Consider the following 13,908-nt stretch of genomic DNA (forward strand, 5'->3'; position numbering starts at 1 on the left):
CGTTCTTATTAGCTCATGACACCAATTTGCCATGGAACAAACTCGTAATTGCCTAAGCCAAGAAGCTCACTTTTGGAAGGTTCACCAGAGGCAGTCCGGAGAAATAGCTCAAAAATACGCTGTCCCATTTCCTGAACCGATACGGTGCCATCGAGGATTTCTCCACAATTAATATCCATATCCTCGGTTAAGCGCTCATACATAGGGGTATTGGTAGCCAATTTAAGGCAAGGAGCAGGCTTAGAGCCAAACATCGATCCACGGCCGGTTGTGAACGCTACTAAGTTAGCGCCGCCAGCAATTTGGCCTGTCGCAGATACTGGATCAAATCCAGGGGTATCCATAAAGACAAATCCTTTAGTTGTAACAGGCTCTGCATATTTATACACTTCCATCAAAGGACCTGTGCCACCCTTCATGGAAGAGCCTAGGGACTTTTCAAAAATATTGGCAAGCCCACCAATTTGATTGCCAGGACTAACCTTGCCGTTGATTTGTACATCTCTGCCAACAGAGTATTCATCTTTCCACCAGCGAATTCGCCCAATGAGTTTCTCACCTATTTCTTTACTAGCAGCCCTGCGGGTAAGGGTGTGTTCTACACCATAGATTTCAGGGGTTTCAGAGAGAATGCCGGTACCACCATGACGCGACAAAATATCAACCGCTGCACCCAACGCTGGGTTGGCAGTAATAGAAGAAAAGCCATCAGATCCACCGCATTGCAAGCCAACAGTAAGGTGACTTGCGGAAACTGTCTGACGCTTGGCTTTATTGGCTTCTGGAAGCAGTGCTTTTACTGCCTCGATACCTGCTTCGATTGTTTTTCTAGTACCACCTGTTTCTTGCATGATGAAGGTATGCAGAAGATGACCCTCTTTAAGATCCTCTTGATCCATCAGACCTTTGAGTTGATTGCGTTCACAACCAAGACCTACAATTAATGCAGCTGCTAAATTGGGGTGACGTGCATAACCCGCCATAGTACGACGCAGTAGTTGCATCGGTTCACCACTCATTTCCATACCGCAGCCAATATCATGACTAAAGGCAACCACACCATCTACATTGGGATAATCTTTTAAGCGCTCAGGAGTAAACCAGTCTGCAATCATGTTCACTACAGTTGCTGAACAGTTCACTGTCGACAAGATGCCAATAAAATTGCGTGTTCCTACTTTTCCATTAGGGCGCACATAGCCTTGGAAAGTCGCACGCTCAGACTCTGGCAACATATTAGTCGGCTTAAATTCGCTGGCATAAGCATAGTCGCGATCAAACTCACGAAACTCAGTGTTATGGCTATGAACCATCGTGCCTGGCTCGATATCAACATTCGCAAATCCTACAGTGACGTTGTATTTTAGAATTGGCTCGCCCTTCAGAATTTTCTTGGTAGCGATTTTATAACCTGCAGGAACTTGGCTGCGGCTTGTAAAATGTTCACTTGGGACTTCAGCACCAATGCCAACATCAACTCGGGCAACCACAACATTGTCATTGGGGTGTAGGCGAATGATTGGGCCAGCTAATTTTTTTCCAGAAGTTTCAATCATGTCAGTCTTTCAGTAATGTGATTTCATATTGTTTAAACCTTGCATTAATTGCTTTTAAGCGCTTCAGGTGTATTCTTTATTATGACGAATTAGTCTGATTTTCTCCCATTTTAGGTAAAAATACCGACCAACATATTTTTTCTTAGCTGTTCAATTTAAGTATTAATATCTGCAAATGAAAATTACTCAAGCGACTATCTACCCACTCTCTATACCGCTCATTGAGCCGATCAAGATGTCGCGGGAATTGGTGCGGGATGCCAAAACAGTTCTTCTGCGCTTAACCGATGATGAGGGTAGACAGGGGTGGGGTGAAGCATCTGTTGCGCCATTGATGACTGGTGAGACTCTAGATAGTCTTTTAGGTAGCGTGAAATACCTAGTTGAGCATGGAAAATCATGCGAATGGACAGAGCCAAAGGATTTTGCTGCAGTCTTCTCTAGCATCCTGTATGGCAATGCCTCAGCAAAATCGTGTTTTGAGATGGCCTTGTTAGATCTTTTTACCCAAAGGCAATCAATACCACTTTGGAAATATCTCCGTTTAGCAAACAAACTATCCGATCTAGCTGATCCTCTACCTATTCCTTTGCTGCGCATGCTAGGCGGCTCACCCGAGAAAGAGATAGCAGATGCTAAAGAGTATCGCGCGCTAGGCTTTAAACACTGGAAGATCAAAATTGGTTCTTTGCCCTTGGACCAAGATATGGAGCGGGTAGCCATGCTTTCTGAACTGCTTGATGGAGATGTGATTTCTGTTGATGCGAATGGCGCCTTGAGCTTGGCTGATGCGATGCGTTTTTGTGAGTCAAAGCAAGCGAGTAAATTAAGTTTTGCTGAGCAACTGGTGCCAGCAGATTTACCTTTGAGTGACTTTATAGCGTTAAAGCAAAAATCACTGATTCCCATTGGCTTAGATGAATCGATCCATGGCTTAGTAGAGATCGAAGAATTTATACAAGCGAAGGCATTTGATGGGGCAAGCTTGAAACTCATTAAAACAGGCGGCGTACTCGAAGCAGTTGAGGCTGCGAAAGTTTTAAAGGCCAACCATCTGGGCATTAACTTGGCATGCAAAATTGCAGAAACATCTCTCTCAGGGGCTGCAACAGCTGCGATTGGTTTTGCTCTTGGCGAGATCCCTTGGGGTTTTAGCATGTCAAATCAGTATCTGCAGTTTGATATTTGCGCTCAAGCGCTAACAGCTAAAGACGGGCACCTAGATGTGGCCCAACTGTCTGATAGCGGCATTGGAATCAAGCCTGAAGAGAGTAGAGTGAAAGATGCCATTGCTAAAGCTTATGCCCTTATTCAATGTTAAGGACATCAAACGCTGCCTTTAATCTTCTAGAGTAAGAATCAGAAACCTTAGCGATTTCTTCAGGGGTCCATTTCCTAAAACCTTCACCAGCCTTCATTCCCGTTTTACCTTCTTTCATTAATTGCTCTACCTTAGGGGGCAAGAATGCGGTATTAGAAAGAGAAGGATAAATCTCTCTTGCAGCATTGGCCATTCCATCCCATCCAGAGATCTCTTTTTGGGTCATTGGTCCAACAGCGGCATAACGAAATCCAAAGCTGTATCTCACTGCATCATCAATATCCTCTGGAGTGGCGATACCCTCCTGTACTAAGGACAGGGCTTCCCTCATCAGGGCATGCTGAATGCGGTTGGCCAAAAACCCAGGAATATCTTTCTTAACCAGAACAGGTTTTTTACTAATCTTTTTATAAAGCTCACAAGCTTGTTGAGCAAATGGCAAGGCTGTTTTTTGGCCCATCACAATTTCAACCAAAGGCACAACCTCAGCGGGCATAAAGTAGTGGGCGCCCATCATACGTTCAGCTGTTTTGAGGCCTTCTGCAATTTTGCTGATTGGAAAGCCTGAGCTATTGCTACCAATCGGAATATGAGCAGGAACCACTTGATCTAAGTATGCAAACACTTGTTGTTTGAGCGCTAGGTTTTCTGCCACAGTCTCGATAACCCAAATGCACTGATCCCAGTTAGACCATTCTTCTAATTGGCTGATGGACTGTTCAAGCTTGATTGCTGCTATCTCTTTTTGAGCATTCTCACCGGCTAAGCCAATCTTAAAAGCCAGAGTGATCGCCTTATCTAGGCAGGCATCAGCCTTTTCTTTAGTTCTGCCCAAAATCACTACAGGGATGCTTTGTGCAATAAATCCTGCGGCAATACCCGCAGCCATGATTCCGGTGCCAATAACGGCGACATAATTCATCATTATTTGAACCTATATGGATAAGTTAAAGTAGTTCATATTGATATAGAATCAATCTCTACAAAAGATTATCATTAATTATGTTTTAATAGTTGAAGAATAAATATAACTTGTACGGATAACTTTAAAAGGAACCCTCATTTATGACCATGCATAACCCTTTCCAGCCAGTTGAGAAAATTAAAGCCGAAGTTTTTATGTCGATGCCTGCTAAGTTTAGAAAAAAAGCACGTACCGGCTGGTCTGATCCAAATCGCCAGGGTGCTGAAGTCGAGTGCTTTTTGGAAGGCCCTTCATTCGATCGCGAAGGTAATTTATGGTTTGTCGATATTCCCTTTGGCCGAATTTTTAGAATTACACAAAAAGGTGATTGGGAGCTCATCACACAATATGATGGCTGGCCTAATGGCTTGAAGTTTCATAAAGATGGCCGCGCATTTATTTGTGATTACAAAATGGGTTTGATTACCTTAGATACTAAGACAGGAAAAATAGAAACTGTTTTAGGGTCGATGTATAGCGAGAACTTTAAAGGCCTAAACGATTTGCATTTTGCTGCTAATGGCGATTTGTATTTCACTGATCAAGGGCAGACTGGTATTGCTGATCCGACAGGTCGGGTATTTAGATTGCGCGCCAACGGTCAACTCGATCGTTTGTGTTTAAACGTACCTAGTCCAAATGGAATTACTTTAAATACTCAAGAGAAGCATGTATTTGTAGCAGCAACTCGCTCGCAGCAAATCTGGAGATTGCCATTGATGGCTGATGGCTCAGTTTCTAAAACGGGGGTTGCTGTTCAGTTAACAGGCGGAGTAGCAGGGCCTGATGGTATTGAAATGGATTCAGAAAATGGTTTGTTGGTTTGCCATTTGGGTATTGGTATCTGGAGATTTGATAGCAATATGTTGCCTACTCATCTGATCTATTCAGATAATCCACACCATCACCATTTAGCCAATATGTGCTTTGGCGGGCCGGATGGCAAAGACCTTTACATAACAGAATCCTTATCGGGAGATATCTTAAAAGCACGCCTTCCCGTCGCCGGCAAGAAGATGTTTGGATTATCTTAAATTGACTGAGCGCCTGCCCTTATATAAATCATTAGCTAATACCTTAGAGCAGCGTATTTATAACGGTGACTGGCCAGTGGGGTCTGCCTTACCAACAGAGGCAGACCTTTGCAAAAATTTTCAAGCTAGTCGCCATACTTTAAGACATGCCCTACAAATCTTAGAGACAAATGGACTGATATTTCGGCGCCAAGGAGCACCTACTCAAATTATTTCTAGGAAAAAGTTAAGGCGTTTTACACAAAGCTTTAACTCCCCAGTCGATATATTGAGCTATCCAAGAGATACCTACCGAGTAAACTTGGTAGAGGAGTACATTGAATTAGATCAGGCACAAAGCGATGCAATTAGCGGCCCCGTCGGCTCCTCTTGGTATCACATTGGAGGTATTCGTAAGCGTCTCGAGACTGAAGAAATTATCGCCTGGTCAGATATTTATATCTTGCCGCAGTTTGCCGCACTGACTACCGATCCTGAACATCCTCAAGTGATGGTATTCGAGCAAATTGAGAAAAAGTATGGCGCTAGAATTGAGCGTGCAGAGTTAGATGTTTATGTTCTTGGGGCGACTCCTATCATTGCCGAACATTTAAAGCTGAAGTCTGGCGATCCGTGTTTGGTTATTATTAGGCGGTATTTTGATGATCAAGATAAACTTTTTGAAGTAACTATGACTTATCACCCAGAAGGTAAGTATGTTTACAGTATGGAATTTAGGGCAAGCACGGAGGTTTAAGTTCTGATGGGCAATCTCGAATACCTATCGATCAGCGATGCTGAAAACTTTATTGCAGAGGTACTTTGCGCAGTGAAGGTCCCAACTGCTGATGCCAAAATGGTTGCGCAGCTGATGATCAAGTCTGATTTGGTAGGCGCTGATGGGCACGGTATTTTTCGTTTACCCGCTTACCTCAAAAGAATTCGTGCGGGCGGAGTGAATCTCAACCCCAATATTCGTATTGAACGTGAGCAGGGGGCCACTGCACTCATTAATGGTGACAATGGATTGGGCCACCTGGTAATGAATAAGGCTGTCGAAGTAGCCATTAAAAAAGTAAAAGAGCATAGTGTGTGTTGGGTAGGCAGTCACTATGGAAATCACTCTGGAGCAGCATCTGTTTATGTTCGTAAATTAGCCGAACAAGGTTACATTGGCATCTACATGGCTGTAGGAAATGCCAACCACATGGCTCCTTGGGGTGGAATCGATTTACTTTTATCAACCAATCCGATTGCGATTGCAGTGCCAGCTGGCGATAGCCCTATGGTGTTGCTTGATATTGCTACCACTGTTGCGGCTTACGGCAAGGTGAAGTTAGCGGCTCAAAAAGGTGAATCGATACCAAATGATTGGATGATTGATCGTCAAGGTCAGCCTATTACTGACCCAAAGAGATCTGCTGAGGGCTCTCTATTGCCGATTGGTGGCTACAAAGGGTATGGTTTGGCAGTCATGATCGGCCTACTTGCTGGGGCACTTAATAATGCTGCAGTCGGTAAGGGTACTATCGACTTTAATGCGCATCATGATTTAATGACGAATACTGGGCAAACCATTATTGCGGTAGATCCCAGCGCATTTGGAGATAAACAGGAGTTTATTAGTAGAGTGATGGCTTTAGTAGATGACTTGAAGAGTTCCTCTACTTTGCCGGGTGTAAAAGAGGTTCGAGTGCCAGGGGAAGGTGCCGCAAGAATGATGGCGGAAAGAATGCGTCAAGGCATTCCACTTACTCCCGAGTTATTGGATGCCTTAAATATTTGTGCCAAGGAATGTGGGGTAGCATCATTCAGTATTTAAATTTTATGGAGGAGACGATATGTTTCAGAAAATAATAAAGAACATAGCATTCAGCGTAGTGGTTTTACCAGCACTTATAGGTTCTGCAGTAGCCGCCTATCCAGATAAGCCCATCAAGATGATGGTTGGCTATGCCCCAGGTAGCTCAACTGATATTGTGGGCAGAATGATTGCTAACGATCTCAGTCTTGCTTTGAAACAACCAGTAATTGTAGAAAATCGTGGTGGTGCAGCTGGTAGTTTGGCTGCTGATGCCGTTGCAAAAAGTGCTCCTGATGGATACACCATCTTGTTTGCGCAAAATGGCCTGGCAATTAACGTAGCAGCCAATCCTAAATTACCGTTTAACGGGCAAAAAGACTTACTGCCAGTAGTCGGAGTTGCTGCAACACCCCATATTCTGATTGTGAACAACAACTCTAAGGCAAAAAATGTTGCAGAGCTAATGGCGATGCTCAAAGCGGATCCTGGAAAGTTAAGTTTTGGTTCTTCCGGAATTGGTAACTCGGATCATATGGCTGGCGAATTATTTTTAGCAACGACGGGTTTACAAGCTATTCATATTCCTTACAAAGGCGGCTCACCAGCTGCAACTGATGTGGTTGGTGGACAGATTGATTTTTACTTTGCCGGGATGCCGGTAGGACTTCCTTTGTATAAGGGTGATAAGGTCCGGGCCTTAGCAGTGACCAGTAAAAATCGTTTTAGTGGTGCACCTGAGTTACCAACCATGCAAGAGGCCGGTGTAAAGGGTTATGAAATGGCGCTTTGGCAAGGGGTATTTGTGCCAGCAGGTACGCCAACTGCTATTGTGCAAACACTAAACAATACGATTCTTAAAATTCTTGATACGCCTGAGATGAAAGAACGCTTTGTGAAGGCAGGAGTTCAGGTTGCCCCTTTGAACACCCAGCAATTTGCTGACTTGTATAACTCGGATATCGCACGCTGGAAAGTGGTGATAGAAAAAGCAAAGATCAAGTTAGATTGAGCTAGTGAGAGTTTCTCTATGCGCTGAGGTCAAACACTAGTACCTCAGCGTTTTTACCTTCACTGATTAATATATTGCTTTCATCATCGATGAGGAGGGCATCTCCTCCTGCGAGTGCTTGCCCATTGATCTTGAGTGAGCCACGAATCAAATGCAGATAGGCTTTACGTTTTGGATCTAGGGCAAGTTCTGCGGTTTGTGCTCCCTCAAATAGACCTACATACAAGTTGGCATCTGCATGAATTTTGACGGCGTGACCTTGTCCATTTGGAGAGGCTATTAAACACAATTTGCCCTGCTTATCAGCGAGTGGAATCGTTTTTTGTTCATAACTAGGTTGCACTTCTAAAGTATTCGGTTCAATCCAAATCTGTAAGAAATGGGTTGTTTGATCTTTGGCATGGTTGAACTCACTATGTGTTACTCCAGTGCCTGCACTCATGCGTTGCACATCACCCGGTGGAATGCCTTTAATGTTGCCTATACTATCCTCATGGGCCAGTTCACCTGACAAAACATAACTGATGATTTCCATATTGCGGTGACCGTGTTTTCCAAATCCCTGTCCAGCAGCAACTTGGTCTTCATTAATGACCCTGAGATTTCCCCATCCCATAAAGCGAGGATCATGATATCCAGCAAAGGAAAAGGAGTGATAGCTTTTGAGCCAGCCGTGGTCGGCATAGCCTCTTGCTGAAGATTGTCTAAGTGATTGCATTGTTTGTCTCAGTATATTTTGTTCAGAGCGCAATTAAAAAGAGGCTGATAAGCCTCTTTTTAATTGGAGAGCTTTGTTTAGATTAAGCCAAGCTATCAGCCCAAATATTACGCGCCCAGCCCCAAGCATAAATACCTTCGAGTACTGAAGGTGCTGGAGATAATCCACCGGATCCTGGAACAGTCTTAAAGGTTTTCTCGGCAGCATTGTATTGATGAACGCTTGCTACGTGAACCACTTCTTTGCTATTGACAAAGCTATAGCAGGTATTTGTCAGTACAGGAGCAGGATTGACTTCCCACCCACTCAGCTCAGCAACAATTGCTGCTGCTGCGACTTTGGCATGAGAATTTGCCATATGGCCTGACTTTGGCATCGCAGGTGCAATTTGAATAGAATCGCCCAGGACGTGAATATCCTTTTGTGCTGTTGACTCAAAGTTGAGGAAGTTGACATTCACCCAGCGCCCATTGGAATTAGCTAAGCCCGTTTTGACAGCAATTTCTCCAGCACTCATCGCTGGCAAGATGTTTAATACATCGCCTTTGAAATCATCCTGAACTTCTAATTTCACAGTTTTTGTTTTGCCATCGACTGCAATGACATTATGTTTTGGTAAGTACTCAATCATTCCAGGGTACTGTTCAGCCCATACCTTTTTAAACAGTGCACCTTTCGATGTCACATCTTGATTTGCATCCAAAACGATTACTTTTGATTTGGGTTTATTTTGCTTAAAATAACTGGCCACTTGGCAAGCGCGCTCATAGGGACCAGGAGGGCAGCGATATGGCGCTTCAGGAACACTTAGAATATAGGTTCCACCATCCCGCATACTAGCCAGCTGCTGATGCAGTGCTACCGTTTCAGCGCCAGCCTTCCATGCTTGCAGTGTCACACCTGCCTTGTTCGCCTCTGCTAGGCCCTCAACGGTATTCGTCATCAGGGTGACGCCTGGAGAGACGACTACTTTATCGTAGCGTAAAGTTTTTCCTGAAGCGAGTTTTACTGTCTTCTTATCTGCATCGATGCTGGCAACGCTATCTTGAATCATTTTGATGCCATGACGCTTGCTCAGATTGCTATAAGAGGTGGTTAATTCAGATAAGGTGCGTGAGCCGCCAATGACTAAGTTAGACATTGGGCAAGAAATAAACGTGGGATTAGGTTCAATCAGGGTCACTCTAGCAGTATTGTTAGAGAACAAGCGCAAGTATTTGGCGGCTGTAGCGCCACCATACCCACCACCAATAACTAGTATTTCTGCTTTTTGCAAATTGGCACGAGCTTGGGTTGAGAAACCAGTAACTAAGCCGAGTGCTGCAGCACTTTGACCAATAAAATGTCGACGATCCATGATGGGCTCCTATTTATCTTTTGCCAAGTTGATTGGCGATGGTTTCGAGTTGCTCATCGGTATAGCCTTTAGCAAGTTGCGGCATAATCGTGCCCTCTAAAGCTCCAGATTTATATCCCTTTAACTTCTCCAGTATTTGCCCGCTGGTAAGGTTATTGATGAGGGGCATCCCGCCATCGACTACTCCCTTACCATCTGTACCATGACAGTTAGCACAAGTAGCTGCTAAACCTCGCTTATAAAGATCAGTGGTAGCAGCGTTTTGCGCTAAGGCAGTGCTACTCCATTGGACAAGACCAAGGATGGCCGAAGCTAGTATTGATGCTTTAAGATGTTTTGCCCGCATAGGAACAATCTCCATTTCGTTTATTCAAGTTGAATGCCAGTGAATTTCACTCAGTCATATCTTAAACAAGAACTTGAGAGAATGGATCATTGCCTCAGATTCATTTCTCATAAGCTCATTTGAAAAAGCATATGAAATGGTTTTCTACAGCCTCCTGCTAAGCCCTATAAACTAGCGCTATGCGAGGTTCATTTTCATACCGTTCGGCTCTCTTGATACTCCTTTTAGGTGTTTTCACCTATCTTTATGGCTTAGATAGTCGTTTTGCCCCTAAGAATGGCGATGAATATCCTTATATGCATATTGTTCGGATGACGGCTAATACAGGGGATTGGCTCCCATTGCAGTCAGAAATGGCGGGATTGAGGAATACTAAGCCACCTTTGATTTTCTGGCAGGGCATCGTGAGCACCAATTGGGCAAATCAATGGACGCTCTTTAATTTACGTTGGCCCAGTCTTTTTTATACAGCCCTTACCGCTTTATTTTTATTTCTTTCAGTTCGTCGTTTTAGTGGCAGCGCAAAGACTGGCTTATTAGCAGGTTTAGTCTGGCTTTCCTTTTTTGCTAGCTATCGTTACGGACGCCCATTTTTAACAGATCCTCCTGAAGTATTTTGGATGAGCTTGCCGTTTATGGCACTTTTGTATTGGGGGAAGGCTGCTTTTAATTCTCAATTAATTTTCCCGGTCTTTGCGGGTCTTTGTTTAGGCTTTGCATTACTTGCAAAGTCGTTTGCCTATATTGTCCCTGCGTCGTTCGCTCTGGGTTTGTATTACTGGCGCTGGCGAGAGTGGAGCGTATCAACAACACTTATTAAAGATGTATATAAGCTTTTTTTCATTGCGGTTATTGCATTGGGAATCTTTGCGCTTTGGTTTGCCTTAGACCCTAATCCGCAGGCAGTGTGGAAAGAATTTGTGCTGGGTGAGAACGTCGGCAAGTTTGATGCTCGGAGTACGAACTACTTCTTGGACTTAGTAAGCGGTGGCGACAGTATTTGGATGTTGATCCTGACTTCTTTAGCAAATGCTGGCCTGTTCACCTTTGTTTTATTGTCGACCCTAATTCAATGCTGGCGTAATCGCCGTTTCCTCTCTCTTGAAGAGAGCTTATTGCTCTTACTGGTGTTGGCATTTTTTGTGGTCTTTAGTTTGCCAAGTCAACGATCGGGCCGTTATCTATTACCAGTCATGCCGGCTTTGGCCGCATTACTAGCATTGCATTGGGATCGCTTACCCCTATGGGGTTTTCGAATTGCCTTGTTATTGCAAGTCATTCTTTTCTCAGTATTGATTTGGGCGGGCAGCCAGCTACACTTATCTGCATTCACAGGCGACACTAGTGAGTGGGTCTATTCAGATGGGCACTGGATTTTCATGGCCCTGAGCTTGGGCCTAGTGATCTTAGGCTTATTCAAAAAAGATAGTTCCAAGACAATCGCTCTGGCAGGATGTTTTTTAACTTACTGCACATTGACTAGTAGCATATCTCCTTTGGAAGGTGAGTTGGGGCGCTTTACACCACAGGCAATCTCTCAAGTGCAAGATAAGGACCTTTGGGTTCCTTGCGACTATCGCGCTAAAGATGAAGAATATCGCTTACTCTTGCCCGGAGCTCGCTTGCACGGCTATATGGCGGGAGAGGCAGGTGAAGTAGCTCAATTAACTGCTAGCTATCCTTTGGTATTAGTGCAGTCACCATTAGGGGTTAAACCAGCTATATGTGATGCTTGTCAGATCATTGCCCATAGAATAGAAATGAGAGCACGTCACTCTGATGAAGAAATTATAGAAATGCTAAAGGGTCACCTTGGAAAATATTTATTTGTGAATGAATACCTCGTTGCTACGCCGGTGGCTAATACTGCTACTTTGTTAGATAAAAAGGATGCTTGTAGATGAGTCGCGTAATAGCATTCTGTTTCTTACTGCTCGCAGCAGTGATTGGTGTTTTGCATTTAGATACTCGACCCGCATGGGCGCCTTTTGCTGATAGCTTGGCTACGGTAGTTGAGGAGGCGGTTGAAGAAGAGTTGCCTTTAGCCGCATCTTCACCAAAACAAGTAGTAAATAAATCAGTCAATAAATTATCGACCCAACCCATCATTGAGCCGAGTATTGCAAAACCTCACGCCACTTGGTTGCCTGATACTGATGCTCCATCAGTCCACGCTGCGTCTCTGATTGCCTTAAAGGATGGCGGTATTCGGGCGTTCTGGTTTGCTGGAAGTCGTGAAGGTGCTCGTGATGTGGTGATTAATAGCGCAGTGTTTGATCCCAAGGCGAGTTTATGGACTGCAGCAACGGTCGTAATAGATCGAGTGGGTGCTGAAAAAGGTCTAGCTCGCTACATTGCCAAACTAGGCAATCCAGTCCCTAGCAGAATGTCAGATGTACGATTACAATTATTTTTTGTCACTGTTTCGATTGGTGGTTGGGCTGGCAGCTCGATATCCACCATCATTTCTGATGATGAAGGTCTGACATGGAGTCAGCCACAACGCCTGATTAGCTCACCTTTATTAAATATCAGCACTCTAGTGAAGTCACCTGCGCTAGCATTTAGTGATGGACGTCTCGGCTTGCCTGCCTATCATGAATGGATTGGCCGCTTTGGTGAGTTTTTAAGAGTTGATGCAGCCCAAGTGATTGATAAGCGCCGGATGAGTTCCGGTCGCGGTGCAATTCAGCCGGTGATCTTTACGAATAGCCCTCAAGACGCTGCTGCTTATTTTCGCCAAACCAGAAGCGCTGGTCTTCCAAAAGTAATACCAGCCAGCATGACAAGTGATGCAGGGCAAACGTGGCAAGTCTCTCAGGATTTAGCAATTGCCAATCCTAATGCTGCTGTTGCTGGTTTGACGTTAAAGAGTGGAATTCGTTTATTGGCGCTCAATAATATTGAAGTAGGGCGTGCTCGTCTCGTTCTGTTAATGAAGCTGCCTCAATCGGATCAATGGCAGATTGTGCAGACACTTGAGGATGATGAGGCTCTTCCTAATGATCAGCGTAAAGAGTATTCCTATCCCTATTTAATGAGTAGTGATGGCAACGATGCACATCTAGCCTATACATGGGATCGCAAAAAGATTCGGCATGTGCATTACTCATCTGCATGGTTAAAGCGTGAATACCAGCAACTTTCAGCGTCGCCTACACAAGTGCCTGATGCCAATGCCAAAGAGCTTAAACCATGATGAATTGGATGCAGACCCTAGCGCTGATTGAGTTATCCATTACCTGTGGTGTTGTGATTGTTTGGTTCATCCATTTGATTATCAGCAAAGCTTTACCAATGCCAGTGAGATGGATTGTAGTGTTGATCTTGGCCAATGTATTTTTCTGGCCAATCGGTTTATCTCTAGAGCTTCCTCTGGTTGGCTATGTGCGCGGAGTTACTGGTGATTTGAGTGTCGTGTTAACACTCTTACTATGGAGCGCTGTGATGCTCCCTAGTCGCCCCGTACCAGTAGGCTTTCGAGTCGCGCTGATATGCATCGCTCTGATGTTCTACCCTCTAGCCTTAGGTCTGGGAATGTTTGATCCCTATGTATGGGGTTATGCATCTTTAGGATTCTTGATTGGCGTAGTGTTGTTGGCTTTGGTATGCGGTTTACTGGGCTGGACCAAAGGTGTATGGATTTTTGCAATTGCCATCATCGCTTGGGCTGGGCATTGGCATGAGTCAGCGAATCTTTGGGATTACGTCTTAGATCCACTGTTGGCATTTTGGGCACTCATCACATGCATTCAAATCCTTTTTTTTAGACGACGCAATAAAGCCCAATCGGGTTATTTATTTAGACCAGGCTAAGTTT

The 13,908-nt window shown here is 44.4% G+C and carries 13 protein-coding genes; 8 read left to right on the plus strand and 5 right to left on the minus strand.

Annotated features, from left to right (window positions below; all coding sequences use genetic code 11):
- Positions 1–8: 8 nt before the first annotated feature.
- Complete coding sequence (locus ABWP14_RS08945; RefSeq protein ID WP_028818496.1) at positions 9–1,556, minus strand: UxaA family hydrolase; 1,548 nt, start codon at positions 1,554–1,556, stop codon at positions 9–11.
- A 175-nt stretch (positions 1,557–1,731) separates the two neighbouring features.
- Here ABWP14_RS08945 and ABWP14_RS08950 point away from each other — a divergent pair, with 175 nt between their 5' ends.
- Entirely contained in the window at positions 1,732–2,877 is a 1,146-nt protein-coding gene (locus tag ABWP14_RS08950) for a mandelate racemase/muconate lactonizing enzyme family protein (RefSeq protein WP_353202623.1), read from the plus strand.
- Here the strand turns inward: ABWP14_RS08950 and ABWP14_RS08955 are convergent.
- Positions 2,864–3,802 (minus strand): 3-hydroxyacyl-CoA dehydrogenase family protein, encoded by a 939-nt coding sequence (locus tag ABWP14_RS08955; RefSeq protein ID WP_353202624.1) that lies wholly within the window; start codon positions 3,800–3,802, stop codon positions 2,864–2,866. The genes ABWP14_RS08950 and ABWP14_RS08955 overlap by 14 nt on opposite strands.
- A 140-nt stretch (positions 3,803–3,942) precedes the next feature.
- Between ABWP14_RS08955 and ABWP14_RS08960 the strand changes: the two genes are divergently transcribed.
- From ABWP14_RS08960 to ABWP14_RS08975, 4 genes are read left to right on the plus strand one after another with little or no spacing between them, the layout of a single operon-like run.
- A complete protein-coding gene (locus ABWP14_RS08960) occupies positions 3,943–4,875 on the plus strand; it encodes an SMP-30/gluconolactonase/LRE family protein (RefSeq protein ID WP_353202625.1) in 933 nt (310 codons plus the stop codon).
- Positions 4,862–5,611 carry a GntR family transcriptional regulator gene (locus ABWP14_RS08965; RefSeq protein ID WP_353202626.1) on the plus strand — a complete coding sequence of 250 codons (750 nt, stop codon included), beginning with the start codon at positions 4,862–4,864 and terminating at the stop codon, positions 5,609–5,611. The genes ABWP14_RS08960 and ABWP14_RS08965 overlap by 14 nt, the downstream gene beginning before the upstream one ends.
- A 6-nt stretch (positions 5,612–5,617) precedes the next feature.
- Entirely contained in the window at positions 5,618–6,676 is a 1,059-nt protein-coding gene (locus ABWP14_RS08970; RefSeq protein WP_353202627.1) for an Ldh family oxidoreductase, read from the plus strand.
- A gap of 19 nt (positions 6,677–6,695) precedes the next feature.
- Positions 6,696–7,667: a Bug family tripartite tricarboxylate transporter substrate binding protein gene (locus ABWP14_RS08975; protein WP_353202628.1), complete on the plus strand. Its 972-nt coding sequence runs from the start codon at positions 6,696–6,698 to the stop codon at positions 7,665–7,667.
- A gap of 16 nt (positions 7,668–7,683) precedes the next feature.
- Here ABWP14_RS08975 and ABWP14_RS08980 read toward each other — a convergent pair whose 3' ends face one another.
- From ABWP14_RS08980 to ABWP14_RS08990, 3 genes are all read right to left on the minus strand, one after another.
- Entirely contained in the window at positions 7,684–8,385 is a 702-nt protein-coding gene (locus tag ABWP14_RS08980; RefSeq protein WP_353202629.1) for a pirin family protein, read from the minus strand.
- A gap of 82 nt (positions 8,386–8,467) precedes the next feature.
- Positions 8,468–9,742 carry an NAD(P)/FAD-dependent oxidoreductase gene (locus ABWP14_RS08985; RefSeq protein ID WP_353202630.1) on the minus strand — a complete coding sequence of 425 codons (1,275 nt, stop codon included), beginning with the start codon at positions 9,740–9,742 and terminating at the stop codon, positions 8,468–8,470.
- A gap of 13 nt (positions 9,743–9,755) precedes the next feature.
- Positions 9,756–10,103: a c-type cytochrome gene (locus ABWP14_RS08990; RefSeq protein ID WP_353202631.1), complete on the minus strand. Its 348-nt coding sequence runs from the start codon at positions 10,101–10,103 to the stop codon at positions 9,756–9,758.
- A 164-nt stretch (positions 10,104–10,267) separates the two neighbouring features.
- Between ABWP14_RS08990 and ABWP14_RS08995 the strand changes: the two genes are divergently transcribed.
- From ABWP14_RS08995 to ABWP14_RS09005, 3 genes are read left to right on the plus strand one after another with little or no spacing between them, the layout of a single operon-like run.
- Positions 10,268–11,992, plus strand: a complete 1,725-nt coding sequence (locus ABWP14_RS08995) for an ArnT family glycosyltransferase (protein WP_353202632.1) — start codon at positions 10,268–10,270, stop codon at positions 11,990–11,992.
- Entirely contained in the window at positions 11,989–13,287 is a 1,299-nt protein-coding gene (locus tag ABWP14_RS09000; protein WP_353202633.1) for a sialidase family protein, read from the plus strand. Before ABWP14_RS08995 ends, ABWP14_RS09000 begins: the two co-directional genes overlap by 4 nt.
- A complete protein-coding gene (locus ABWP14_RS09005) occupies positions 13,287–13,904 on the plus strand; it encodes a hypothetical protein (RefSeq protein ID WP_353202634.1) in 618 nt (205 codons plus the stop codon). The genes ABWP14_RS09000 and ABWP14_RS09005 overlap by 1 nt, the downstream gene beginning before the upstream one ends.
- Positions 13,905–13,908 lie beyond the last annotated feature (4 nt).

It is taken from the genome of Polynucleobacter sp., assembly GCF_040400325.1.
Lineage (GTDB): Bacteria > Pseudomonadota > Gammaproteobacteria > Burkholderiales > Burkholderiaceae > Polynucleobacter.

Excerpts from the sequence above, each read along its gene's own strand:
- ABWP14_RS09000 (WP_353202633.1), top strand. The coding sequence starts at position 11,989 with ATGAGTCGCGTAATAGCATTCTGTTTCTTACTGCTCGCAGCAGTGATT.
- ABWP14_RS08950 (WP_353202623.1), top strand. The coding sequence starts at position 1,732 with ATGAAAATTACTCAAGCGACTATCTACCCACTCTCTATACCGCTCATT.
- ABWP14_RS08980 (WP_353202629.1), bottom strand. The coding sequence starts at position 8,385 with ATGCAATCACTTAGACAATCTTCAGCAAGAGGCTATGCCGACCACGGC.
- ABWP14_RS08975 (WP_353202628.1), top strand. The coding sequence starts at position 6,696 with ATGTTTCAGAAAATAATAAAGAACATAGCATTCAGCGTAGTGGTTTTA.
- ABWP14_RS09005 (WP_353202634.1), top strand. The coding sequence starts at position 13,287 with ATGAATTGGATGCAGACCCTAGCGCTGATTGAGTTATCCATTACCTGT.
- ABWP14_RS08945 (WP_028818496.1), bottom strand. The coding sequence starts at position 1,556 with ATGATTGAAACTTCTGGAAAAAAATTAGCTGGCCCAATCATTCGCCTA.
- ABWP14_RS08990 (WP_353202631.1), bottom strand. The coding sequence starts at position 10,103 with ATGGAGATTGTTCCTATGCGGGCAAAACATCTTAAAGCATCAATACTA.
- ABWP14_RS08995 (WP_353202632.1), top strand. The coding sequence starts at position 10,268 with ATGCGAGGTTCATTTTCATACCGTTCGGCTCTCTTGATACTCCTTTTA.
- ABWP14_RS08955 (WP_353202624.1), bottom strand. The coding sequence starts at position 3,802 with ATGATGAATTATGTCGCCGTTATTGGCACCGGAATCATGGCTGCGGGT.
- ABWP14_RS08960 (WP_353202625.1), top strand. The coding sequence starts at position 3,943 with ATGACCATGCATAACCCTTTCCAGCCAGTTGAGAAAATTAAAGCCGAA.
- ABWP14_RS08970 (WP_353202627.1), top strand. The coding sequence starts at position 5,618 with ATGGGCAATCTCGAATACCTATCGATCAGCGATGCTGAAAACTTTATT.
- ABWP14_RS08985 (WP_353202630.1), bottom strand. The coding sequence starts at position 9,742 with ATGGATCGTCGACATTTTATTGGTCAAAGTGCTGCAGCACTCGGCTTA.